This window comes from Sphingomonas sp., from assembly GCF_050725575.1.
Lineage (GTDB): Bacteria > Pseudomonadota > Alphaproteobacteria > Sphingomonadales > Sphingomonadaceae > Sphingomonas.
Map to the genome: position 1 here is coordinate 23,230 of NZ_JBOHHW010000042.1, position 21,607 is coordinate 44,836.

The 21,607-nt window shown below is 63.3% G+C and carries 19 protein-coding genes; 9 read left to right on the top strand and 10 right to left on the bottom strand.

Annotation, left to right across the window (positions count from 1 at the left end):
- Nucleotides 1-94: 94 nt before the first annotated feature.
- The 6 genes from ACRECS_RS21465 (at nt 95) to ACRECS_RS21490 (ending at nt 9,544) form a co-directional block, all read left to right on the top strand.
- Entirely contained in the window at nt 95-1,315 is a 1,221-nt protein-coding gene (locus tag ACRECS_RS21465; protein ID WP_431584999.1) for an acyl-CoA dehydrogenase family protein, read from the top strand.
- A 133-nt stretch (nt 1,316-1,448) separates the two neighbouring features.
- The gene (locus ACRECS_RS21470; RefSeq protein ID WP_431585000.1) at nt 1,449-2,516 is read left to right on the top strand and encodes an acyl-CoA dehydrogenase family protein; all 1,068 of its coding nucleotides are present in this window, start codon (nt 1,449-1,451) and stop codon (nt 2,514-2,516) included.
- Nucleotides 2,517-2,744: 228 nt separating this feature from the next.
- On the top strand, nt 2,745-5,591 hold the full coding sequence (locus ACRECS_RS21475) for a TonB-dependent receptor (protein ID WP_431585001.1): 2,847 nt from the start codon (nt 2,745-2,747) through the stop codon (nt 5,589-5,591).
- 106 nt (nt 5,592-5,697) lie between these two features.
- Entirely contained in the window at nt 5,698-7,005 is a 1,308-nt protein-coding gene (locus tag ACRECS_RS21480) for a spinster family MFS transporter (RefSeq protein ID WP_431585002.1), read from the top strand.
- A gap of 26 nt (nt 7,006-7,031) precedes the next feature.
- Nucleotides 7,032-9,242 (top strand): ribonuclease R, encoded by a 2,211-nt coding sequence (gene rnr / locus ACRECS_RS21485; protein ID WP_431585003.1) that lies wholly within the window; start codon nt 7,032-7,034, stop codon nt 9,240-9,242.
- On the top strand, nt 9,239-9,544 hold the full coding sequence (locus ACRECS_RS21490) for a hypothetical protein (RefSeq protein WP_431585004.1): 306 nt from the start codon (nt 9,239-9,241) through the stop codon (nt 9,542-9,544). The genes rnr and ACRECS_RS21490 overlap by 4 nt, the downstream gene beginning before the upstream one ends.
- 57 nt (nt 9,545-9,601) lie before the next feature.
- On the opposite strand, the gene ACRECS_RS21495 is transcribed toward ACRECS_RS21490, so the two are convergent.
- Nucleotides 9,602-10,771: a saccharopine dehydrogenase family protein gene (locus ACRECS_RS21495; RefSeq protein WP_431585005.1), complete on the bottom strand. Its 1,170-nt coding sequence runs from the start codon at nt 10,769-10,771 to the stop codon at nt 9,602-9,604.
- Between the two features lie 535 nt (nt 10,772-11,306).
- Nucleotides 11,307-13,109: an ABC transporter transmembrane domain-containing protein gene (locus ACRECS_RS21500; RefSeq protein ID WP_431585006.1), complete on the bottom strand. Its 1,803-nt coding sequence runs from the start codon at nt 13,107-13,109 to the stop codon at nt 11,307-11,309.
- A 158-nt stretch (nt 13,110-13,267) separates the two neighbouring features.
- On the opposite strand from ACRECS_RS21500, the gene ACRECS_RS21505 reads away from it, so the two are divergent.
- Both ACRECS_RS21505 and ACRECS_RS21510 read left to right on the top strand, forming a co-directional pair.
- Complete coding sequence (locus ACRECS_RS21505) at nt 13,268-14,500, top strand: polyhydroxyalkanoate depolymerase (RefSeq protein WP_431585007.1); 1,233 nt, start codon at nt 13,268-13,270, stop codon at nt 14,498-14,500.
- A gap of 15 nt (nt 14,501-14,515) precedes the next feature.
- On the top strand, nt 14,516-15,073 hold the full coding sequence (locus tag ACRECS_RS21510) for an SMI1/KNR4 family protein (RefSeq protein WP_431585008.1): 558 nt from the start codon (nt 14,516-14,518) through the stop codon (nt 15,071-15,073).
- Nucleotides 15,074-15,090: 17 nt separating this feature from the next.
- On the opposite strand, the gene ACRECS_RS21515 is transcribed toward ACRECS_RS21510, so the two are convergent.
- The 3 genes from ACRECS_RS21515 to ACRECS_RS21525 form a co-directional block, all read right to left on the bottom strand.
- Nucleotides 15,091-15,255: a hypothetical protein gene (locus ACRECS_RS21515; RefSeq protein WP_431585009.1), complete on the bottom strand. Its 165-nt coding sequence runs from the start codon at nt 15,253-15,255 to the stop codon at nt 15,091-15,093.
- A 135-nt stretch (nt 15,256-15,390) separates the two neighbouring features.
- Nucleotides 15,391-15,870, bottom strand: coding sequence for a pyridoxamine 5'-phosphate oxidase family protein (locus ACRECS_RS21520; protein WP_431585010.1), 480 nt, complete (start codon nt 15,868-15,870; stop codon nt 15,391-15,393).
- Nucleotides 15,871-15,991: 121 nt separating this feature from the next.
- A complete protein-coding gene (locus ACRECS_RS21525) occupies nt 15,992-16,372 on the bottom strand; it encodes a VOC family protein (RefSeq protein ID WP_431585011.1) in 381 nt (126 codons plus the stop codon).
- Nucleotides 16,373-16,463: 91 nt separating this feature from the next.
- On the opposite strand from ACRECS_RS21525, the gene soxR reads away from it, so the two are divergent.
- On the top strand, nt 16,464-16,961 hold the full coding sequence (gene soxR, locus ACRECS_RS21530; protein ID WP_431585012.1) for a redox-sensitive transcriptional activator SoxR: 498 nt from the start codon (nt 16,464-16,466) through the stop codon (nt 16,959-16,961).
- On the opposite strand, the gene ACRECS_RS21535 is transcribed toward soxR, so the two are convergent.
- The 5 genes from ACRECS_RS21535 to ACRECS_RS21555 form a co-directional block, all read right to left on the bottom strand.
- The gene (locus ACRECS_RS21535) at nt 16,958-18,136 is read right to left on the bottom strand and encodes an acetyl-CoA C-acyltransferase (protein WP_431585013.1); all 1,179 of its coding nucleotides are present in this window, start codon (nt 18,134-18,136) and stop codon (nt 16,958-16,960) included. The two genes, soxR and ACRECS_RS21535, sit on opposite strands and share 4 nt — an antisense overlap.
- A 52-nt stretch (nt 18,137-18,188) precedes the next feature.
- Nucleotides 18,189-18,647: a MaoC family dehydratase gene (locus ACRECS_RS21540; protein ID WP_431585014.1), complete on the bottom strand. Its 459-nt coding sequence runs from the start codon at nt 18,645-18,647 to the stop codon at nt 18,189-18,191.
- A 173-nt stretch (nt 18,648-18,820) separates the two neighbouring features.
- Complete coding sequence (locus ACRECS_RS21545) at nt 18,821-19,216, bottom strand: nuclear transport factor 2 family protein (RefSeq protein ID WP_431585015.1); 396 nt, start codon at nt 19,214-19,216, stop codon at nt 18,821-18,823.
- Nucleotides 19,213-20,487: a mechanosensitive ion channel family protein gene (locus ACRECS_RS21550; protein ID WP_431585016.1), complete on the bottom strand. Its 1,275-nt coding sequence runs from the start codon at nt 20,485-20,487 to the stop codon at nt 19,213-19,215. The genes ACRECS_RS21545 and ACRECS_RS21550 overlap by 4 nt, the downstream gene beginning before the upstream one ends.
- Before the next feature lie 10 nt (nt 20,488-20,497).
- Nucleotides 20,498-21,502 (bottom strand): DNA topoisomerase IB, encoded by a 1,005-nt coding sequence (locus ACRECS_RS21555; RefSeq protein WP_431585017.1) that lies wholly within the window; start codon nt 21,500-21,502, stop codon nt 20,498-20,500.
- Between the last annotated feature and the right edge of the window lie 105 nt (nt 21,503-21,607).

Below are 21,607 nucleotides of genomic sequence, written 5' to 3' on the forward strand. Positions count from 1 at the left end.
GCTCCCGCCTCAACCTCCCTTCCACTCGCCAGCGATCTGTGCCACACTGCGGACCATACCCGATATTCAGATTCGGTCCCGAAGGAGGGGATTTATGGCCAGTGCCGCCGAACTCGACGTTTCCGTCAACCCGCTCGACGCCTTTCGTGCCGAGGCGCGCGAGTGGCTTGCCGCGAACTTCCCGCCCACACTGAAAGGCAAGGACAACCCGCTCTCGGCGATCGACGCGCCAAGCGAGGCGTCGGCAGAGGAAGCCGCCTGGAAAAAGGCGATGGGCGACAAGGGCTGGGGTGTACCCACCTGGCCGGCGCAATATGGCGGCGGCGGGCTCGACCGGGCGCAGGCGCGCGTGCTGCAGGAGGAAATGGGCCGCGCCGGCGCGTGGAACCCGATCGGCGGCATGGGCGTGATGATGTTCGGCCCGACCCTGCTCGAATATGGCAATGAAGCGCAGAAGAACGAGCATATCCGCGCGATCGCCAAGGGCGAGGTGCGCTGGTGCCAGGGCTATTCCGAGCCCGGCGCGGGATCGGATCTCGCTTCGCTGCAGATGTTCGCTGAGGACAAGGGCGACCATTATGTCGTCAACGGCCAGAAGACCTGGACCTCGGGCGGGCAATGGGCCGACAAATGCTTCGCGCTGGTGCGCACCGACAAATCGAAAAAGCATGAAGGGATCAGCTTCCTGCTGATCGACATGACCAGCCCGGGCGTCGAGGTGAAGCCGATCCGGCTGATCTCCGGCTCGTCGCCTTTCTGCGAAACATTCTTCAGCGATGTGAAGGTGCCGAAGGAAAATCTGGTCGGACGCGAGGGCGAGGGCTGGACGATCGGCAAGCGCCTGTTGCAGCATGAGCGGCAGAATCTGTCGGGCGGCGGCTCCGCGGCGGGACGGATGTTCGCTGGCAAGCCGGTCAGTGCGCTGGCGAAGGAATATCGCGGTACCGACGAACAGGGCCGCATCACCGACAGCGACCTGCGCATGCGCATCGTGCGGCACGAAATGGACCTGCGCGCCTTTTCGCTGACGTTGCGCCGCGCCGCGCTGGAGGCGAAGTCGAACCAAGGGCCCTCGGCGGCGACATCGATCATGAAGAATGTCGGCGCGCGCATCACGCAGGACCGGGCCGAGCTGGCGATCGAGATCATGGGCATGAACGGCCTTGGCTGGGAAGGCGAGGGCTTCACCGAGGACGAGCTGACTCAGACCCGCACCTGGCTGTGGGGCAAGGCGGTGTCGATCTACGGCGGGTCGAGCGAGATCCAGAACAACGTCATCGCCAAGCGCATCCTTGGCATGTTGGATCATCAATAGTTTCTAGCCCTCTCCCCGCCGGGGAGAGGGCAGGCAAGCGAAGCGACGCCGGGAGAGGGGCAGTGCGGAGAGGGCAGTGGGACACACTGTCCCTCTCTCCAACCCTTCCCGCCGGGCAGAGGGAGTTAAGACAATGGCCGTACTCAACGACGAACAGACGATGCTGCGCGACATGGCGCGCGAATGGGCGGACAATGAAGCGCCCGTCACGGCCTTCCGCAAGATGCGCGACGCCGCGCCGGCCGCCGGTTTCGATGCCGGCACCTGGTCCGCAATCGGCCAGATGGGCTGGGCCGGGGTGGTCGTCCCCGAAGAACATGGCGGGTCGGCGTTCGGCTATCTCTCGCTTGGTCTGGTGCTTGAGCAACTGGGCCGCAATCTGACCGCATCGCCGCTGGCTGCGACTGCCGCCGCGTCGACCGCGATTGCGCTTGGCGACAATGAGGCGGTCAAGGCCGAATGGCTGCCGAAGATTGCCGCCGGCGAGGTGGTTGCGACGCTGGCGATCGATGAAGGGCCGGTGCATGATCCGGCAAAGGTCGCCACCACCGTTTCGGGCGGAAAGCTGGCCGGCACCAAGCAATTCGTCGCGGAAGGGGACAGCGCGCAGCTGTTCGTCGTGTCTGCGGCCGATGGCCTGTATCTCGTGTCGGGCGATGCCGGCGTGACGCGGTCGCCGCGGCATATGGCGGATGCGCGTAGCCACGCCCAGGTCAGCTTCGACGGCGCGACGGCAGAGAAGCTCGGCGGTACCGAACTGACCGCCAAGGTGATTGATCGCGCGACCGCCGCGCTCTGTGCGGAAATGCTCGGCATGGCGGAGCAGGCATTCGCGGTGACCAATGACTATCTCAAGGTCCGCGTCCAGTTCGGCCAGCCGCTGGCAAGTTTCCAGGCACTGCAGCATCGCATGGCCAAGATGTTCACTGAGCTCGAACTGGCGCGTTCGGCGGTCGAGGGCGCGCTTGAAGCGATCGATGCCGGCCGGTCCGATATCGACCAGGCGGTCAGCCTGGCCAAGGCGATCATGAGCGATACGCTGCACCTCGTCAGCCGCGAGATGGTTCAGCTCCATGGCGGGATCGGCATGACGGACGAACATGACGCCGGCTTCTACCTCAAGCGCGCTTATGTGCTGGAGATGATGTGGGGCAACGCCGCCTATCACCGCGAACGCTTCGCGCGGCTCAACGGCTATTGAGAACGCGGACGGGACGGCGGCGATGCCGTCCCGATTTAGCAAGTTTTCGATAAATTCGAATACTCGTTCTGGCCGACCCGGATGTTTCTACCGGTATGACTTTTTGGCAACAGCCCTTGGCAAGAGGGCGTGACGGTGCGGGTTCTGCTTGACGTAACGGAAGTCTCTCTATCTATTCGAGTGTGGGGTACGGAACCGATCAGCGTTTCGGCCTAACGGGAGATAGAGATGCTCAAGAAGCAATACATGTCGGCGTGCGCCTTTGCGGTCCTGGCTCTGGGACTGGCGACGCCGGCATTGGCGCAGGATGCGCCCGCCGCGGCGGATACCGTCGCGCAGGATCAACAGGCCGAAGATACCAGCAACGACATCGTCGTGACCGCGCAGGGCCGTGCCCAGGCGCTGGCCGATGTGCCGGTCGCGATTTCGGCTGTCACGTCGGAATCGCTGCAGAATTCCGGCGCCAACGACATTCGCCAGCTGAACCAGCTGGCGCCCTCGCTGCTCGTTTCCTCGACCGGCTCGGAAGCCAATGGCTCGCCCCGTATCCGCGGCATCGGCACGGTCGGTGACAATCCCGGCCTCGAAAGCTCGGTCGTGGTGTTTATCGATGGCGTGTACCGTTCGCGTTCCGGCATCGGGCTCAATGAGCTCGGCGAAATCGAGCGGATCGAAGTACTGCGCGGGCCGCAAGGCACGCTCGGCGGCCGCAACTCGTCTGCCGGCCTGATCAGCATCGTCAGCAAGAAACCGTCCTTTACCTTTGGCGGAACCGCAGAAGCGACCTATGGCAATTATGATTTTATCCGTCTCGCCGCCGGCGTGACCGGTCCGATTTCCGAACAGATCGCGGCGCGGATCGACGGTGTTTTCGTCAAGCGCGACGGGTTCTACAAGGACGCGACCAACGATACGCGGGTCAACAACCGCGACCGTTATTTCGTCCGCGGCCAATTGCTGTTCGAGCCGTCGTCGGACCTGAGCTTCCGGCTGATCGGCGATTTCAGCCGCCGCACCGAGGCATGTTGCGGCGCGACCTATGTCGATCGCAGCGTCAATCCGTTCATCGGCAATCTCAACAATCCGGCGACGCCGCTGACAACCGGTCTTCCCAACGGCAACAATATCGTCAACGTGCTGCGCGATCTCGGGCAGAATCTCGGTGCGTACAATCAGGGCTATTCGCGCAACATCTCGGTGTCGCGCGGACGGACTTATGACGGCACGACGCAGGATTGGGGCATTTCCGGTCAACTCGACTGGGATCTGGGCGGCGTCAATTTGACGTCGATCACTGCCTATCGCGACTATTTCTCCGAGCAGGGGACCGATACGGACTATAGTTCGGTCGATATCCTCTACAACGCCAACAACGGCAACAACCGCCGCGCGTTCAAGACCTTCACGCAGGAAATCCGCCTGCAGGGCAGCGCCTTCGACGACAAACTCGACTGGCTGATCGGCGGCTTTTTTGCGGACGAGAAGTTCCGCGGCAAGAGCAATTTGCGCTTCGGCAGCCAATATGGCCGCTTCGCGACATGTCGCATCATCTCCGGCGGCGGCCTTGCCGGGCTCTATTCGCCGACCAGCCCGGGCTGCGTTGCGCCTGGCGTCGGTCCGGCGACGCTTGCCGCGGTCGGTGGCGCCGATGTGGCGGCGGGCTTCATGACGCTCGACGGCATCAACGATCGTGGATCGACCGTCGACCGCTACAACCAGAATAGCCGCAGTTTCGCAGTGTTCACGCACAACATCATCCACGTCACCGACAAGGTCGATCTGACCCTGGGCCTTCGCTACACGGACGAGCGCAAGCGCTTCTCGGCGACCTTCGGCAACGACAATACCGGCTGCGTCGCGCTGCAATCGACGCTGACCGACGATCTCATCGCCGTCATCCCCAGCGGACCCAATATGGGCCAGCCCGACGCCACGAGGCGGGCGCTTGCCGCGGGGCTGATCGGCCTGGGTTGTCAGGGCAATGCGACCGCGGAACTCAATGGCGTCAGCATCAGCGACAAGCGGCACGAGGATGAGTTTACCGGCACCGCGATCCTGTCATGGAAGCCGATCGACGATCTGATGCTCTATGCGAGTTATTCGCGCGGCTACAAGGCGGGCGGTTTCAACTTCGATCGTTCCGCACTGAAGTCGCCGATCGTGGCGCCGACCGCCACCTCGCCGTTGCCGACCACCACCTTTGCCGCGGTCGGTGGCGCGCAGGCGTTGGTCAGCAATCTGCAGTTCGAACCGGAAAAGGTCACGGCCTATGAAATCGGCGCGAAATATTCGACCCGGCCATTCAGCCTGTCGATCGCCGGCTTTCGACAGGAGTTCAAGAGCTTCCAGCTGAACACCTTCGACGGTGCGGTATTCATCGTGCAGAACATCAATGGCTGCAGCACCAGCTTGAATGGCGCTGATCGCGATCAGAGCACGTTCCCGAGCGCGCCAAATTATAATGCGGCAGCCACCACCACGGGGCGGTGCGCAACGGACGATGTCGGTTATGGCGTGGTCTCGCAGGGCGTCGAACTGGAGGCCTCGCTGGTGCCGGCGCGCAACTTCCGCGTCTCGGCCGGCTTGACCTATGCCAAGACCAAGTATCGCGAAAATCTGGTTGGCAACAATGCCGGTGCGCCGCTCAACCAGGCGCTCCGCAAGCTGCCCGGCGACAATCTGTCGAACGCGCCCGAGGTGGTGGTGACCGGATCGGCGGCCTGGACGCCGGACATCGGCAGCACCGGCCTTTCCGCACTGTTCTACGTCGATACGCGCATGTCGAGCGACTATAATACCGGCTCCGACCTGTTCCCGCAAAAGGAGCAGGACGGCTTCGCGCTGGTAAATGCGCGGGTCGGCATTCGCGGCCCGAACGAGCACTGGGCAGTCGAATTCTGGGGTCAGAACATCTTCAACCAGAATTATGCCCAGGTCGCCTTCAACTCGCCGTTCCAGCAGGGCGGGAGCAGTGCCGCCTTCCAGGATCCGCAATATCCCGGGGGACGTCAGCTCCTGTCGCAGTTCCTTGCCGAACCGCGCACCTATGGCGTGACGCTGCGCGGCAAGTTCTGATCGTGCCCGGCTTGCCCGTGCCGATATGGGCTGAGTAACCTCCCGCCCGCCGTCCGGTCCTCCGGGCGGCGGGTTTGTTTTCGATCTCCAGCGTACCGGAGCCTTCATGCCTATATCCGCCGCGAGCCACCCCGAGCTCGACGACACATTGGCGCTGCGTCGCCGCACGCTGACCCTCGCGTTGCTCACCCTGACCTATTTCTTCAGCTATATGGACCGGCAGATCCTTGCGATCCTGGTTGAGTTGATCAAGGCCGACCTCAAGCTTTCCGATACGCAGATGGGCATGCTTGGCGGGCTGGCCTTTGCGCTATTTTACGCAGGCCTCGGCATTCCTGTTGCGCGCTTGGCCGACCGAGCCAATCGTCGCAACATTATCGCCGTATCGCTTGCCTTATGGAGTGCGATGACCGCGTTGTGCGGACTGGCGCAGAATTTTCTCCAGCTGTTGCTTGCGAGGATCGGCGTTGGCGTTGGCGAGGCAGGGTCGAGCCCACCGAGCCACTCAATCATTGCCGATCTCTATCCGGTCGAGAAGCGCGCCAGTGCAATGGCGATCTATTCGCTCGGTGTTGTGCTAGGCGGTGGTTTCGGAACGATGATCGGTGGTTGGCTCGCGAGCCAATATGGCTGGCGCGTCGCGATCATCGCGATTGGTATTCCCGGCATCCTGCTGGCGGTGCTCGTTCGCCTGTTCGTGGTCGAGCCCAAACGTGGACTGTCGGACGCGGCTCGAGTTGCGGACAGCAGCCAGATGCCGAGCATTTGGTCGGCCTTTGCCGATATGTGGCGTAATGCCGCGGCACGGCATCTGGTGCTGGCGGTGACTCTGACTTCGCTGATCGGTTATGCGACGGCCTATTGGGGGCCAAGTTATCTGCAACGATCGCTCGGCTTCTCCGTTGGCCAGGTTGCGCTGATCGTGGCACCGATCGCCGCGATCATTGGTACGGTGTCCGGGGTCGGTGGTGGTCGCGTCGCCGATTGGGCGGCAAAGCGCTGGGGCATCCATGCGCAAAGCTGGATGATCGGTCTGCTTAAATGCGCGGCGCTGCCGTTCACCATATTGTTCTTCACCACCGATATCCCGGCGGTCGCGATTGCTGCTTATGTGTTCAACATGCTGTTCGCCAATAGCTATCTCGGCCCGACATTTGCTATGCTGCAAGGATTGGCGCCCTTGCGGATGCGGGCGATGTGGGCGGCGATCACCTTGCTGATCATCAACCTGGTCGGGCTTGGACTGGGGCCAACGATGATCGGCGTGTTGAGCGATGCATTGACGCCTCTGGTCGGCAAGGAAGAATCGCTGCGCTGGGCGCTGATCACCGCCGTCGCCGCGACGCCCTGGGCGATCTTTCATTACTGGCGCGCCGGGGTGATGCTCAAGCGAGGGCAGGAAAAACTGGCGTAGCGCGCGCCAGCCTCTATCTCTGGGCCATGCCTAAACCAGCCCCCGGCCTGCCGACGCGCGAGCAGATCCTCGATTTCATCGCCACCTCGCGCACGCCGGCGGGCAAGCGCGAGATCGCCAAGGCGTTCGGCCTGACCGCACAGCAGAAGATCACGCTCAAGGCGATGCTCAAGGACATGGCGGATGAAGGGCTGATCGACAGTGCCCCCGGCCGCGCTTTCCACAAGATGGGCGGCGTGCCCAAGGTGACCGTGCTGCGCATCGTCGATGCCGACGACGGCGGCAATGTCTGGGCTGTGCCGGAGAATTGGCACGCCGAGACACCGGCACCGCGGCTGCGCGTCCGCGAACGCAAGCGCGGCGCGCTGGGGGTGGGCGACCGTATCCTAGCCCGCACCGAAGAGGCCGGAAACGGCTGGATCGCGCATCCGATGAAGACGCTCGCCCGGGGTGAGGAACTGATCCTCGGCGTGCTGCGGCAGGAGGGGAGCAAGCTCTGGCTGCAGGGGGTCGAAAAGAAGGAGCGTCGCGAATTCCAGGTTTCTGACGCGGGCGAGGGCAAGGCCGGCGACCTCGTGCTGGCGGAGAAGGCCGGCCGTCCGCCACGCATCACTGCGCGCGTCACCGAAGTGCTGGGCGATCCCTTCGCGCCGCGTAGCTTCTCGCTGATTGCGATCCACAAGCTCGGCATCCCCACGGTCTTTTCGCCCGAGACGATCGAGGGCGCCGAGAAGGTCGCTAAAACGCCACTCGGCGATGACCGCGAGGATCTGCGCCACGTCCCGATCGTCGCGATCGATCCGGCCGATGCGCGCGACCATGACGACGCGGTGTGGGCGACGAAAGACGACGATCCGAAGAATGACGGCGGGTGGAAAGCGATCGTCGCGATCGCCGATGTCAGCTTCTATGTCCGCCCCGGATCCGATCTTGACCGCGAAGCGCGGCGGCGCGGCAATTCGGTCTATTTCCCCGACCGCGTCGTACCGATGCTGCCCGAGGTGTTGTCGGCAGACGTGTGTTCACTCAAGGAAGGCGCGGATCGTGGCGCGCTGGTTTGCCATATGCAGATCGGCAAATCGGGCGAGCTGAAATCATGGCGCTTCACCCGCGCAGTGGTGCGGATCGCCGCCAATATCGCCTATGAGGACGCCCAGGCGGCGATCGATGGCGAGATCGAGCATCCGCTGACCGAAGCCGCGCTCAAGCCGCTTTGGGCGTGCTGGCGTGCGCTTTATAAGGCGCGGGAAAAGCGCAGCCCGCTCGATCTCGATTTGCCGGAACGCCGCGTGGTACTCGACGAGAAGGGCCGGATCATGTCGGTCGCGCCGCGCGAGCGGCTCGACGCGCACAAGCTGATCGAGGATTACATGATTGCCGCCAATGTCGCGGCAGCCAAGGCGCTCGAGGCGAAAAAGGCGCCGGTCATGTACCGTGTGCATGAGGAGCCGAGCCGCGAGAAGCTGGTCGCGCTCAAGGATTACCTCAAGACCTTCGGCGTCGAATTCGCACTTGGCCAGGTCGTGCGCCCGGCAACTTTCAATCATATCCTCGATCGGGTCGGCGAGGTCGATTTCCGCCAGCAAGTGATGGAGCAAGTGCTGCGTACTCAGACTCAGGCCTATTATGCGCCGGCCAATCACGGGCATTTCGGCCTCGCTTTGGGCAGCTATGCGCATTTCACCTCGCCGATCCGTCGCTATGCAGACCTGATCGTCCACCGCGCTTTGGTCAGCGCCTATAAACTCGGCCCTGGCGGACTGACCGAGGGCGAGGCTGCGGGCATGGAGCGGATCGGCGAGGGCATCTCCGCGCCCGAACGCCGCGCGATGGAAGCTGAGCGCGACACGATCGACCGCTATGTCGCGGCCTTCCTAGCCGAGCGCGTCGGGCAAGTGGTCGAGACGCGCATCACCGGGGTGACCAATTTCGGCTTCTTCGCAACCGTCGAGGGGATCGGCGGCGACGGCCTGATGCCGGTGCGTGACATCGGCGGCGAATATTTCCGCTTCGACGAGGTCGCTCGCAAGCTGGTCGGCGAGCATAGCGGCACTGAATATGCCAGCGGCCAGCGCCTACAGTTGCGCCTGGCCGAGGCAAACCCGGTGTCGGGTGCGCTGCGCTTCGAGATGGTCGACGGTAAAGGTGCGGCGCCGGAGCGTGATGTGAAACCTGCGCGGGTAATCAAGCGGCGCGGACGACCAGCCAATGTCCGGCATCAGGGGCGCAAAAGATGATTGCGCGCGATGGCAGCCGCGTCGGGGTGCGTGTACGCGGGAGGACAGCGGAAATCTTCCTGGCGCGACACGCGATCACGCCCGGCGATGCGATCGAACATGTCCCGGCGCCGCGCGATCGGCGCGCCTTCGCGCAACTGCAAGCGAAGGGTATCGTGCGTAAGGTTGGTGCGAACCGTTACTGGTATAACGTTCCCGCAGCACTCGCGGATGCCGAGGCGCTGAGCCGGCGCATGGTGTTGACCTCCCTTGTTCTGGCGCTTTCCGTTGCGGGTATCGCGATGCTTTTCTATCGCAGTTGACGGCTATCATGAGCGAAGGAGGGCAGGGCCGTTCTGCGTTATGCCGATCTTGTCAGCTCACCCGGCCGTAAAGGTCAGCCCCGCGCGCTCAATCAGCCGCTTGCGCAGCGCATCGCCCATCAGCGCGCCCGGCGTCCAGATGCCGCCGCCCTTATCGCTGCCGCTCGACACATCATGAACCAGGCACAGAGCGGCTTCCGAGATCATCTTGCTGGTCGAGCCATAGCCGGGATCGCGGTCGCCGGTGACCACGGCGTCGATCCGCGTGCCGTCGGGCATTTCGCCGACAAACAGCACGTCGTAATAGCCGTTCTCGCGTTCCTCCTTCGAGGGGCCTTCCCCCGGCTTCGGGCCCTTGTCGCTGGCCAGCGGATTGATCCGGGCGATCGCTTCGGCCGCCGCCTTGCCCATGTCACCGATGCCCGGCGCCACCATCATCTCGTCATAGACGAAGTCGGCGCCATAGCTCTGGCCAAGCAGGAAATTGGTGCGGTGGACATTCTTGGTGTTGATCGGCGCCATGATGAACGGTGCGACCCAGGCCTCGATCGTGCGGTCATATTCGGGCAGCAGACCCTTGGGCTGGCTCGGACCAGTAAAGCCCGGCGTCAGCGCGAACGGGTTGACCAGCAGGCCGAGGATCGACGGATCCCGGGCGGTCGCGGCCAGCGTCGCCTTCAGGCTTGCGACGGTCCCGCCCGAAGCACCACCCTGCATCTTGCGCACCCGGCATTTCACGCGCGGCGCAGGTTTGCCATATTTGGCCTTCGCCGCTTCCTGCAGGGTCAGCACGCCGAGATCGAACGGGATCGAATCGAAACCGCAACTGAGCACGATCCGGGCACCACTGCGCTTGGCGGTTTCGTGATGCGCGTCGATCATATGGCGCATCCAGGCCGGCTCGCCGCACAGGTCGACATAGTCGGTGCCGGTCTCGGCACAGGCAGCGACCAGGTCATTGCCGTATAGCTGGTACGGGCCGACGGTGGTCAGCACGACCTGAGTCCGTTCGCACATCGCCTTCAGCGTCGCGGGATCGTCGGAATTGGCGGCGATCAGCACCGTATCGGCCGGCGCTCCAACCTCGTCGCGAACTTCCTGCAGCTTGGTCAGCGACCGGCCGGCCATCGCCCAGCGCGGGGTGTTGGTCTGGATGAGATATTCGACCACCAGGCGGCCGGTGAATCCGGTGGCACCGTACACGATGATATCGAAGTCGCGGGCCATGTCATTCTCTCCAGAATCGTCACCCCGGACTGGTTCCGGGGCCCGTCGCGCGAATGGCGACGGCGCATCTTGCGGCACGGTGAATGCCGGAACAAGTGCGGCATGAGCTTATTTTGAGAGGGTATTGACCAGAGTACATCCAGTCCCGCGACTACCCCCGGGCCCCCAGCGGCGGCCAATGGCGGAGCGAATTTCTGGCTGTTCCTGGCTGTTATTTCGGAAAGCTAATTTTGCTGGCTGTTAAGTTGGATTCTGGGGTCGGCTTTGTGGCTCATTATCAACGGCTTATGCCCGGTCTGGCTGTTTTCCAGTAACAGCCAGGTAACAGCCAGCATAACAGCCAGCTAACAGCCAAGGATGCTGGCTGTTCTGGTCGGAACAGCCAGCGCCGAGCCTCTCAATATTTCCAGTCATGAGAAAGAGCGGGGCGGGGGCTTTGCAGCCTTTCGTCCGGCCTCGTGCTGCCATGCTCCGCGCCGCTCTTGAATCGGGATACTGAAATAAGAAGCGGCGCGTCGCCGACGGCCGATCCGTCCTAGGCCGCTTCGCTGAACTGCAAGCTCGCCAGCCGGGCATAGAGCCCGTTCTGCCCGATCAGCCCGCTATGCGTGCCGCTCTCGACGATCTGGCCGTCGCTCATCACGATGATCCGCTTCGCCGCCCGAACGGTGGCAAGGCGGTGGGCGATGACCAACGTGGTGCGCTGCTCCATCAGCCGTTCAAGCGCGTCCTGGACCAGCCGCTCGCTCTCGGCATCGAGCGCACTGGTCGCTTCGTCGAGCAGCAGGATCGGCGCATCGCGCAGCAGCGCGCGCGCGATCGCCACGCGCTGGCGCTGGCCGCCGGACAGGCGCGCGCCGCCTTCGCCCATGAAAGTGTCGAGGCCCTCGGGCAGTTTGCGCAGGAATTCGGCAGCATTGGCGGCTTCGGCGGCCGCCCACAGCTCATCGTCGCCCGCTTCCCATTTGCCGTAGCGCAAATTGTCGCGTGCCGACGCGCCGAAGATCACTGTTTCCTGCGGCACCATGGCGATGCGGCGGCGGACTTCGGCCGGGTCGGCCTGGGGCAGAGGGACACCGTCCATGCGGATCTCGCCACCATCGGGATCGTAGAAACGCTGGATCAGCTGGAACAGGGTCGTCTTGCCCGCGCCCGATGGGCCGACCACCGCGACCGTTTCGCCCGGCGCGATCGCCAGCGAGAAATCGGCCAGCGCGGAGACTTCACGGCGGGTGGGATAATGGAAGCGGACATGATCGAACTCGATCGCGCCACGTGCCGGCACGGGCAGGGGCGTCGGGTTGGCGGGCGCCGCAATCTCCGGCCGTTCGGCGAGCAGTTCGCCGAGCCGCCCGGCCGCGCCAGCCCCGCGCAGCAGGTCGCCATAGACTTCGGTCAGCGCGCCGAACGCGCCGGCGACGATCGCGCCGGTCAGTACGAATGCAGCGATCGATCCGCCGCTGATCCGCCCGGCGGCAGCGTCGATCGCGCCTTCCCACAGCACCAGCGTGATCGACCCGAAGATCATGCAGATGACGATCGCGGTCATCACGGCGCGCAAGGCGATCCGACGCCGCGCGGCAGCGAAGGTCGCCGCGACCGCATCGGCGAAGCGCGTGGCTTCACGCTGTTCCTGCCCGAACGCCTGCACGATCTTCATCGCACCGAGCGTCTCGGTCGCGATCGACCCGACGTCGGCGACGCGATCCTGCGAAGTGCGCGATTGATTGCGGATGCGGCGACCGAGCAGTGTGATCGGCAGGATGATCGCCGGAATACCCAGCATCAGCATACCCGCGAGCTTGGGCGAGATGGCGAACAGGTAGATCAATCCACCGACGCCGGTGAAGCTGTTGCGGAGAGCCACGGACACGGTCGTGCCGACCACCTGCTCGATCAATGTGGTGTCGGATGTGAGTCGCGATGCGATCTCGGACGGGCGATTCTCTTCGAAGAAGCGCGGCGTCAGGGTGAGGAGGTGGCTCTGCACCGCGGCGCGGATATCGGCCACGACGCGTTCGCCGAGCCACGAAACATAGTAGAACCGTACCGCGGTGGCGATGGCGAGCACCACGACAATCATCAGCAGATAATGAAAAGACGACGCGACCGCCTCGGCATGGCCGGGCACAAAGCCGTGATCGATGACCCGCCGGAAACCATAGGGTATGGCAATCGTCGCTGCCGATGTCGTGATCAGTGCAAGGCCGGCAATGGCGATCTGGCGCGGATAGCGCGACGCGTGATGCCACACCATCGCCAGATCGCCCAGGCGGCGCTTCTCCGGCGGCTTGGCGGGCGTGTCGGGGGGAGCGATTTGGGGGGCGGAGTCGGCCATCTCCAGCGCCTAGCAGGACGCGGGCCGTCTCTCAACGGGGCAAGCTGTCCATGGGGCGGGGGATTTGTCGCATTTGCAAGGGTATTGATTGCCAGTGCTGCACTGCACCACTATGCGTAGATGTTTAAGGTAACCGATTTCACCCGATAGGGGCGTCCATGCTCTATAATGCCTATGAAATGCAGCGTTCGATGCTCGCGGGGGCGAGCGCCTTTGCCGATTTCAGCGCCGGAATGCTGTCGAATCCGGCGAATCCCTTCGCCTATTTCGGCGGGGGTCCGATTCTGGGCTCCGCGCTCGAGGTTTTCGCTCACGCATCCGCGCCGCGCGGCAAGCCCGCTTTCGGACTGGATCACACCGTCATCGACGGACGCACCGTGCCGGTGGTCGAGGAAGTCGTGCTGCGCAAGCCGTTCGGCCAGCTCAAGCGCTTCGCGCGCGAGGGCATGACGGGCGGCCCCAAGCTGCTGATCGTCGCGCCGATGTCGGGCCATTATGCCACGCTGTTGCGCGGCACAGTGGAGCGCATGCTGCCGGTCGCCGATGTCTACATCACCGACTGGCGCGACGCGAAGCTGGTGCCGCTCGCCGATGGCCGGTTCGATCTTGACGATTATATCGATTATATCGTCGAATTCCTCGACGTGATCGGTACCTCGGGAGACGGTGAGCGCCCGCATATGCTCGCCGTCTGCCAGCCGTCCGTGCCCTGCTATGCCGCGGCTTGCCTGATGAGCGCGGACAAGCATCCCAACCGTCCCAAGACGCTGACCATGATGGGCGGCCCGATCGACACGCGCGAAGCGCCGACCGCAGTCAACACGCTGGCGACCGAGCGGCCCTATGCGTGGTTCGAACAGAATGTCATCGCGACGATCCCGGCGACCTATCCCGGCGCCGGCCGCCGCGTCTATCCCGGCTTCCTTCAGCTTGCCGGTTTCATGACGATGAATCTCGGCAACCACATGATGTCGCATTGGGAGATGTTCAAACATCTCGTCCAGGGCGATGACGAAGGCGCCGACGCGACCAAGGATTTCTACGAGGAATATCGCTCGGTCTGCGACATGACCGCCGAATTCTACCTGCAGACGATCGATGTGGTGTTCCAGGACCATGCCCTGCCCAAGGGCATCATGACGCATCGCGGCCGCACGGTGGATCCAGCGGCGATCACCGATATCGCGATCCTCGCGATCGAGGGCGAACGCGATGATATTTCAGGGCTGGGCCAGACCAAGGCGGCACTGACCATCGCGACCAAGCTGCCGGCGGCGAAGAAGAAATATCTGATGGCCGAAGGGGCCGGGCATTACGGCATCTTCAATGGCAGCAAGTGGCGCAACAAGATCGCGCCGGTGCTCGAGGAGTGGATGGCCAAGCACGCCTGACCATCGCGGGGAATGATGGTGACGTTCGCGGACTATATCGAAGAGCTGCGCAGCGTTTATGCCGATCATGACGCGGGCCTGGCTCTTCACGGGCCCAATACGGAAAGCGCGCTGGTCGAGGCGGAGGCGCGGCTTGGTTTTCCTCTGGATCTCGGCTTGCGCGAGGCATGGCGGATAGCCGACGGTAGCGAGCATGAAGTGCGGGTTTTTCTCAGGCCGGGCTTCCTGACCGGCTATGACTTCCTGTCGCTGGCGTCAGCTGAAGCAGCCCTGGCCGGGATGGAGCGCAGGTCGCCCCAATATCTTGGTTATGTCGAAGAGACGCCACGCGACCGACGCATCCGTGACGGCTGGTTTCACAGCGGATGGCTGCCATTTGCGGCCTTTGGCGGCAACTCGCTGCTGTTGATACAGGATCATTCACCCGCTGATGGCGGGACAGTGGGGCAGATCATCGCTTTCACGCACGATCCTGACGAAATTACCTATGTGGCGCCGGATTTCCAGACCTACCTTCAGCTGTCGCTGGAAGCCGTATGGGACGATCCTGAAGAATTCCTCGAAATATTCTAGGTTCCTGATTCCCGGTTTCAGGATGGACCAAGCGTCCGGTGGAAAGTCGGCACATAGAATTCCATCGTCGAGGATATCTTATCGGAATTGGCGCAGAGCTCAGCGACGATGACGCTTGGTGTGGCCCAGGGCTTTTTCGCCCCGGACTGCACCTTCTCTTCGGGCGTAATGTTGTCGTCCATCTGACCCCCTGAAACCGGCCCTGCCACCCAAACACTGTTCGCGCGGGCTAGGGCCGGTTTCGGTCGGGATCAAATTCACGTTACGCCGTCATCCATACAGCGCTGGTATGGCTAGGCTGGATGGACGGCGACATCTCAGGTGGCGGTCGTCTCCACCCTGGCGTGATGACCTTCCTCGCTCTGGTCGATCTTGCCGCCGAACAGCATCTTGACCTTGCCGGCGAGCGACAGGTCGCTTTCCCACAATTCGGCACTGTCGATGTCGAAGCGGATCAGCGCGAGATTGGGGTCGTCCTTGCCGCCCGGGAACCAGGATTCGACCGGCTTCGACCATAGTTTCTCGATCATCGCGAAGTCATTGTCCTGGCGCACATTGCCCGACAGGCAGGCGAAGAAATCATGCCCCTTCGACACGAACTGCGCCATCGCCGCGCCGCCTTTGATCAGGCGATTGTCCTTGCCGACGAAGAAATAGAGCGTGTCGACCTGATCCTTATCGAGTTGCGCGGTCAGCGGCTCGCTATGTTCGCCGGAGCCGGTCAGGCCGATCATCAGGAACGGGCTGGCGGACAATTTGTCCCATAATGTTTTTTTGATTTCGGCGTTGGTCGACATGGCGTCTCTCCTCGGTTCAAAGGGGATAACGCACGGGAAGGAAAGGGTTTCCGCTCGAGCCCCTGCCGTCATTCCGCTTTCGCGGGAATGACGGCGGATAGGTGGGGTAAGGCCCCAGTCCTCAGGCGTAACTCACCACCTCGAACTCGATCCCGTCCGGATCGAGAAAATAGAAGCGCCGCCCCGGTTCGTAATTGCCGTGCGAAAAGGGCCTGAGCCCCAGCGCGAGCACGCGCTTTTCGACCTCGTCGAGATCGTCGACCAGCACGCCGATATGGTTGAGCGGCGCGCCCTTGGGATAGCGCGCGGTCAGATCCCGGCCGTTCGGGCCGGTGTAGAAGGCGATATAATCGGTCTCGCTCCCGGCATGGACGGTGAAGCCGCCGTCGCGCGCCGGGCCGCGCCAGCGTTCCTCCCAGCCGAACAGCATCTCGACCATCTGCGCCGATCGCTCGGGATCGCTGACCGTGATGTTGGCATGTTCCAGTTTCGCCTGCGTCATGATGGGCTCCGTATTTGCCGATTCGAGTTGACGCACGGCTTGTGCAATCTCAACCTAAGTTGAGGTCAAGCGATTTTGAAAAGAAGCGATCATGCAGGCAAGCGACATCATCTCGATTGGCGATCTCGCGGCGCGCACCGGCGTGTCGGTATCGGCGATCCGCTTCTATGAGGCGAAGGGCCTGCTCAGCCCGTTCCGCAATGCCGGGCGGCAGCGGCGCTTCCTGCGCTCCGACATTCGCCGGTTGTCATTCATCCTGATCGCGCAGCAGCTGGGTCTGTCGATCGAGGCGATTGGGCTGGAGCTGGCGAAATTGCCGGGTGAGCGCACGCCCAATGCGACCGACTGGCGGCGGATGAGCGGCGGCATGCGCGCCTTGCTTGACGAGCGGATCGCGGCGCTGACGCGGACCCGCGACCGGCTCGATGACTGTATCGGGTGTGGTTGCCTGTCGCTCAGGAAATGCGCGTTGTACAATCCCGGCGACCGCGCCGCCGCAAAGGGACCCGGGCCGCGTTATGTGATGGGCGACCGGGCAGTCATGGAGGCGGCGGACCGGGACGCGCCCGATCCGCCAACCCGCTGTTAGAGGACTTCAAACAGGCCGGCGGCACCCTGGCCGCCGCCGATGCACATCGTCACGACGACGTACTTGGCGCCGCGGCGCTTGCCTTCGATCAGCGCATGGCCGGTCGCGCGCGCGCCGGTCATGCCGTAAGGGTGGCCGATCGAGATCGCGCCGCCGCTGACATTGAGCAGCTCATCCGGAATGCCGAGCTTGTCGCGGCAATACAGCACCTGCACCGCGAACGCCTCGTTCAGTTCCCATAGGCCGATATCGTCCATCTTCAGGTTGAAGCGCTGCAGCAGTTTGGGGATCGCGACGACGGGGCCGATGCCCATCTCGTCGGGCTCGGTGCCGCCGACCGCCATGCCGACATAACGGCCGAGCGGGGTCAGGCCGCGCTTCGATGCGATTGCTTCCTCCATCAGCACACTTGCCGATGAACCGTCGGACAGCTGGCTGGCATTGCCGGCGGTGATCGTCATGCCCGGACCCATCACGGGCTGCAGCGCGCGCAAGCCTTCGATCGTCGTGTCGGCGCGGTTGCCTTCGTCCTTGGCGATCGTCACTTCCTTGTAGGTGACCTCCTTGGTCTCCTTATTGACGATCGCCATGTTGGCGGTGACCGGCACGATTTCCTTGTCGTAATAGCCGGCCGCCTGAGCGGCGGCAGTGCGCTGCTGCGACTGGAGCGCATATTCGTCCATCGCGTCGCGGCTGATGCCGTAGCGCTTGGCGACGACTTCGGCGGTGCCGAGCATCGGCATGTACACGTCTTTGTGCATCGCGATCAGTTCGGGGTCGGGCGCGACGCGCATCTGCGGGGTCTGGACGAGCGAAATGCTTTCCACGCCGCCGCCGATGGTGATGTCCATATTGTCAGTGATGATCTGCTTCGCGGCAGTGGCGATCGCCATCAGGCCCGAGGCGCACTGGCGGTCGACCGACATGCCGGCGACCGAGACCGGGAGGCCGGCACGGAGCAGCGAGGTGCGCGCGATATTGCCGGCCTGATGGCCCTGCTGCAGCGCGCAGCCGAACACCACGTCATCGACTTCGGCGCCGTCGATCCCGGCGCGCTCGACCGCGGCCTTGATCGAGTGGCTGGCAAGCGTCGGGGCCGGGGTGTTGTTGAACCCGCCGCGATAGGCGCGGCCGATGGCGGTACGGGCGGTGGAAACGATGACGGCGGAACGCATGAGTGTTGATCCTTTTGCTTGCCCCTCTCGCTTTGCGGGAAGGGTATTGAGTTCAAACGAAAATCTGGCTGATCCATTCGGCAATCATCGCGGGCTTGTTCTCGCCCTCGATTTCCACCGTGAGTTCATTGGTCTGCTGCCATTGGCCGGGACGCTTTTCGGCGAACTCGATCAGCTTGAAACGGCCGCGAATCCGCTTGCCGGAGCGGACGGGGGTGAGGAAGCGGACTTTGTTGCCGCCATAATTCACGCCCATCTTCACGCCCTCGATCGACACCGGATCGATGATCTTGGAGGACAAAAGCGGCATCAGCGACAGCGTCAGGAAGCCGTGCGCCACGGTACCGCCGAACGGCGTCAGCTTGGCCATTTCCGGGTTTACATGGATGAATTGATGGTCGCCGGTGGCATCGGCGAACTTGTTGATCATCTCCTGGCTCACTTCGACCCAGTCGGAAACGGATTCAGTACCGATCCGGCCGGCCATTTCCTGCACGCTGATCGTCGTCATCGCATTTCCCTTCGCGTCAGTTCGCTGATGCGGGCCAGATAGGCGTCGTCGGGTGCGCTCGGCAAGTGGCTGCCGAGCAGAAACGTGCCGCGAACGTGAATGCCGGGGGTGCCGTAGCGTCGAAGCCACGTAAATGCGTGATCTTTCACCGACCGAAAAGCGAACCGGACTTTCTAATTTTTTCTATCGGCGTCCGAATCGGGCTTTTGGGCAACGAATTTGCCGCCTTCGTAGCTCGCCCCGAAATACACATCGACGCTGCGGATCTGGCCGTCGCGCACGGTCAGATACTCGGTGTTGCGGAACTGCGCCCCATTATCGGTGGTGACGAAATAGGTCACGAACGCGCCATCGGCGTCGGTCGTCAACCGCTCGATGGCGAAATCGGTGAAACGATCGCCACCCGGCCAGCACCGCTCAAAGAAAGTGTCGCGGTCGATTGCATCGTCATAGGGGCTGGTGAAGGTGAAGTCGTCGGCCAGCAACGCCTCGCTATCGGCGCGGCGGCGGTCGCGGAACGCCTCATATTGCGCGCGCACGATCGCTTCGTGGCTGTCCTGCCCGGTCATGGCTGATGTCCGTCCTGATCGACCGCCGACCGGTCCGCTGACGGCACGGGCGCTCCTCTTGGTTCTGGCGGTGCTGCCTTCACTCTTGGTTCGGCCGGTTCTTCCTCGCCGGGATAGGGATAGATCATCCCGCCCTGCGGTGCGGCGGTGAAGGCGGTCTGGGTCGGATAGGCGAATTCGATATTCTCGTTGTTGAAGCGGCGGATGATCGCCAGCCCCACGGCGTTGCGGGCGTTGAAGAAATCCTCATACGCTGCGGTCTCGGAATCGAACTCCAGATCGAAATCATAGCTGCTGGCGCTGAAGTTCAGGAAGCCGGCACGCACAAATGCATAGCCGCAGCCTTCGACCACTTCCTTGAGCATCTCCGGCAGGCGGTCCATCACATCGATCGGCGTCCATTGTACCAGCCCGAGGGTGAATTTGATCCGGCGATACTCGCGCTGCGAGTTGTTGAGGATTTCCTTGTCGAGCAGATTCTTGTTGGCGATGATCCGCTCTTCGCCGGTGGCGGCACGGATTCGGGTCGATTTCAGCCCGATCGCCTCGACCGTGCCCGAGGACTGGTCATAGGTGATCGCATCGCCGCGCCGGAATGGGCGGTCGAAAATGATCGCCAGCGCCGCGAACAGATCGGCAAAAATGCCTTGCGCCGCCAGGCCGATGGCGATGCCGCCGACGCCCAGACCCGCGACCAGGCCGGTCACATTGACCCCGAGATTGTCGAGCACCACGATCAGCGCGATCGCGAACAGCGCAAAGGTCACGAGCAGGCGAATGATGCCCATCGCGCTGCCCAGTGCTTCGCCCGAATAATGTTCGGACTGAGTGCGGTGTTCGATCGCGCCGAGGATGATTTCGCGCGCCCAGATCGCCGCCTGGAACACCGCGGCCAGGGTGAAGAGGAAATTGATCGTCGTGGTGATTTCGGGCGGCGCGTTGGCGTAACCGCTGACCAGTTTGGCCGCGACCATGATGATGAAGAAATTGCCGGTCTTGACGATCGCGCGGCCGAACACCTTGCCCCAGCCGGCGGTGCCCGGGCTGCGCTCGCATAATTTATTGCCCAGGCTGCGCGCGAAATACAGCGCCAGGACGATCGCCGTGGCCACCGCGACGGCAATGATGATTTGCAGCCAGTGCGTCTGGATCCAGAGGGTGCTGGCATTGATGAAGCTCTGCGCCTGCTGGTCGATATTGGCGGGATCGATCTTCGACGTCGATGTCGGCGTCGGCGTTGGCGCGGCGGCTGCGGTGTTGTTGGTCGTCATGTCGGAAGACCTAGGCGGCCTTGGCGCTGGGGCCAAGGCTTCCGGAATCGAGGAAGTCGATCAGGCCGCGTTCGGCGCGCGAGAGATATTGCGTACGGCGAGGCAGGGTGCAGCCTTCGCGGAACAACGTCTGCCCTTCCTTGACCAGCGCAATCAGTGCGGGATGGACATAGGATTTTCGGGCGATCGCGGGCGTATTGCCGAGCGCCTCGGTCACCGGTTCGAGCATCGTTGCCAGGCTGATATCGTGATCGGCGCAGGCGAGCGCTTCGAACGCGAGTACGCTCGCGCTCCAGGTGCGGAAATGCTTGGCGGTGTAATCCTCGCCCATTGCCTCGCGGATATAGTCATTGACGTCGGATGAGGTGACCGGCCGTGCCTCGCCGTCGGGATCGAGCCAGCGGAACAGATGCTGGCCGGGCAGGTCGGAGCATTTCCTGACGAAGCGGCTGAGCGACCCGTCGGTGATGGTGAGGACGCGCAGCTTGCCCGACTTGGCCTTGTACTGCAGCTTCAGTGTCTGGCCGCTGAGCCGGGCGTGGCGCTTGCGCAGGGTGGTCGCGCCGAAGCTCTTGTTGGCCTTCACATAATCTTCGTTGCCGATGCGGACATGGCCGAGATCGAGCAGCCGCACGATCGCCGCGACCGCCGTCTCTTTGCCGATACCGCGGCGTTTCAAATCCTTTTCGACCCGCGCGCGCAGCTTGGGCAAGTCGCGGCCGAACGGCGCGCACAGATCATATTTGGCGGATTCCTGAGCTTCGCGGAACTCGGGATGATAGCGATATTGCTTGCGACCTTTCTCGTCCCAGCCGATCGCCTGGATATGGCCATTGGCCTTGGGGCAGTACCAGGCATCGCGGTACGCGGGCGGCAGGCCGACCGCATTGAGCCGGTCGATCTCGTCGCGATCCGTGATGCGCGCGCTGTCGGCGTCGAAATAGCCCCAGCCGTGGCGCATCTTCCTGCGCGTGATGCCGGGTTCGCTGTCGTCGCAATAGATGATCCTGGACATGGCGAAGGGAATGCGCGGGGCGGGGTGGAGGTTCCCGCTTAATCCTCCCCGGCACGGGGAGGGGGACCATTCGCTTCTTCAGCGAATGGTGGAGGGGGCGCTCCC

Coding starts and splice junctions, on each gene's coding strand:
- ACRECS_RS21495 (WP_431585005.1), bottom strand. CDS start 10,771: ATGGCCCGCGACTTCGATATCATCGTGTACGGTGCCACCGGATTCACC.
- ACRECS_RS21520 (WP_431585010.1), bottom strand. CDS start 15,870: ATGTCGACCAACGCCGAAATCAAAAAAACATTATGGGACAAATTGTCC.
- rnr (WP_431585003.1), top strand. CDS start 7,032: ATGCCTAAACCAGCCCCCGGCCTGCCGACGCGCGAGCAGATCCTCGAT.
- ACRECS_RS21550 (WP_431585016.1), bottom strand. CDS start 20,487: ATGACGACCAACAACACCGCAGCCGCCGCGCCAACGCCGACGCCGACA.
- ACRECS_RS21490 (WP_431585004.1), top strand. CDS start 9,239: ATGATTGCGCGCGATGGCAGCCGCGTCGGGGTGCGTGTACGCGGGAGG.
- ACRECS_RS21470 (WP_431585000.1), top strand. CDS start 1,449: ATGGCCGTACTCAACGACGAACAGACGATGCTGCGCGACATGGCGCGC.
- ACRECS_RS21540 (WP_431585014.1), bottom strand. CDS start 18,647: ATGACGACGATCAGCGTGCAGGAAATGGCCGGCCGGATCGGTACTGAA.
- ACRECS_RS21535 (WP_431585013.1), bottom strand. CDS start 18,136: ATGCGTTCCGCCGTCATCGTTTCCACCGCCCGTACCGCCATCGGCCGC.
- soxR (WP_431585012.1), top strand. CDS start 16,464: ATGCAGGCAAGCGACATCATCTCGATTGGCGATCTCGCGGCGCGCACC.
- ACRECS_RS21525 (WP_431585011.1), bottom strand. CDS start 16,372: ATGACGCAGGCGAAACTGGAACATGCCAACATCACGGTCAGCGATCCC.
- ACRECS_RS21545 (WP_431585015.1), bottom strand. CDS start 19,216: ATGACCGGGCAGGACAGCCACGAAGCGATCGTGCGCGCGCAATATGAG.
- ACRECS_RS21515 (WP_431585009.1), bottom strand. CDS start 15,255: ATGGACGACAACATTACGCCCGAAGAGAAGGTGCAGTCCGGGGCGAAA.
- ACRECS_RS21555 (WP_431585017.1), bottom strand. CDS start 21,502: ATGTCCAGGATCATCTATTGCGACGACAGCGAACCCGGCATCACGCGC.
- ACRECS_RS21475 (WP_431585001.1), top strand. CDS start 2,745: ATGCTCAAGAAGCAATACATGTCGGCGTGCGCCTTTGCGGTCCTGGCT.
- ACRECS_RS21510 (WP_431585008.1), top strand. CDS start 14,516: ATGGTGACGTTCGCGGACTATATCGAAGAGCTGCGCAGCGTTTATGCC.
- ACRECS_RS21500 (WP_431585006.1), bottom strand. CDS start 13,109: ATGGCCGACTCCGCCCCCCAAATCGCTCCCCCCGACACGCCCGCCAAG.
- ACRECS_RS21505 (WP_431585007.1), top strand. CDS start 13,268: ATGCTCTATAATGCCTATGAAATGCAGCGTTCGATGCTCGCGGGGGCG.
- ACRECS_RS21465 (WP_431584999.1), top strand. CDS start 95: ATGGCCAGTGCCGCCGAACTCGACGTTTCCGTCAACCCGCTCGACGCC.
- ACRECS_RS21480 (WP_431585002.1), top strand. CDS start 5,698: ATGCCTATATCCGCCGCGAGCCACCCCGAGCTCGACGACACATTGGCG.